Here is a 1,559-nt window from a genome sequence, read left to right on the forward strand (position 1 = left end):
ATCGACTGGATGACGATGATGCCGAGCAGCGCGGAATAGGCGCTGCCGCGGCCGCCGAACAGGCTGGTGCCGCCGATGACCGCGGCCGCGATGGCGTTCAAATTGACGTCGCCGGTGCCGGCCTGCTGGCTGGCGGAAGCGAGCCGGGCGGCTGCAAGCACGCCGCCCAGCGCGGCGAACAGCGAGCACAGGGCGAAGGCGCTGAGATAGATGGCGCGCACCTTGATGCCGGCACGCCGTGCCGCCTCGCGGTTGCCGCCGACGGCGGTCATCGAACGCCCCCATTTGGTCCGGGTCAGCGCATAGTTCATCGCCACGACTAGGCCAGCGAAGAGGCCGAACATCCACGGGATGCCGCGCGACTGGTTGAGGTACGCGACGATCAGCTCGAGGCTGATCGTTATGGCGGCGACGCGCAGGACGAGCCCGGCCACGGACGGCGTCGACAGATTGGCCGCGCGTCGGCGCGCGAAGGTGCGAAGCCCGCTGACCAGCATCGCCAAACCCGGGATCGCGGCAAGCGTGTGCGAGACCCATTTCGGCATCACCATCAGCTGGCCGAAATCCACCAGGGGCGAGCCATAGGGCAGGTTGATCGAGCCGGTGGAGCCGAGGATGTAGAGCTGCATGCCCAGCACCGCGAGCAGGCCGGCCAGCGTCGAAACGAAGCTCGGCATGCCGAGGCGGTTGAACAGCAAGGCATAGAGCGAGCCGATCAGGGCGCCGAAGGCCAGCGCGGCCAGGATCGCCAGCGCGACCGGCCAGCCCTGGTTGACCCACAGCGTGCCGACCATCGCCGAGGCGAAGCCGCTGATGGAGCCGACCGACAGGTCGATCTCGCCGACCATCAGCACGCAGACGATGCCGAGCGCGATCACACCGACGGTCGAGCAATCGAACAGGAGATTGACCAGATTGCTGCTCGAAACGAACACCGGGTTGAGGCTGGTGAAGACCGTCCAGATCACTAGTAGACCGACGATGACCGGCAGCGAGCCGAGGTCGCCGCTGCGCACGCGGTCGAGAAAGGCGCGGACCGCCCCGCCAATGCCGGCCTCATGCTTGACGCGCGCATCGGCGCGGTCGAGCGCCAGAGGAGCCGAATTGCCTTGCTCCGTCATGGGCGCTGCTCCCCCGCCTGTGCGCTGTGATCGCGTTCCATACGCAGGCGCTCGGCGCGCCGCGACACCGCGTTGTTGGACGCGCCGGTGATGGCGCTGACCAGATCCTGGTTCGAGGCGTCGGGTTCGAAGACGCCGTTGTTGCGCCCGAGCCTCAGCACCACGATGCGGTCGGCGACGGCGCGGACATCCTCCATGTTGTGGCTGATCATGACGACGCCGAGACCGCGCGCGCGGACGCGGTCAATGAGGTTGAGTACTTCCGCCGTCTGCGCGACGCCAAGGGCGGCGGTCGGCTCGTCGAGCAGGATGAGTTTCGGCTCGAGCAGCAGCGAGCGCGCTATGGCGACCGTCTGGCGCTGGCCGCCGGACAGCGAGGCGACCGCTTCACGCACGCTTGGAATGCGCGCCGACAATTCGTTGAGCAGCGTCCAGGCG

General features: G+C 67.9%; 2 protein-coding genes. Both read right to left on the bottom strand.

Going from position 1 to position 1,559, the window contains the following annotated elements:
* Nucleotides 1-1,121 (bottom strand): sugar ABC transporter permease (locus tag EOA27_RS35875; RefSeq protein WP_127258662.1); only part of this gene is annotated, 1,121 nt, incomplete at its 3' end.
* On the bottom strand, nt 1,118-1,559 hold a 442-nt coding region (locus tag EOA27_RS35880), incomplete at its 5' end, for an ATP-binding cassette domain-containing protein (RefSeq protein WP_127258664.1). The genes EOA27_RS35880 and EOA27_RS35875, both read right to left, overlap by 4 nt.

Origin of the sequence: Mesorhizobium sp. M2A.F.Ca.ET.037.01.1.1 (genome assembly GCF_003998075.1) — a bacterium.
Taxonomy (GTDB): Bacteria; Pseudomonadota; Alphaproteobacteria; order Rhizobiales; family Rhizobiaceae; genus Mesorhizobium.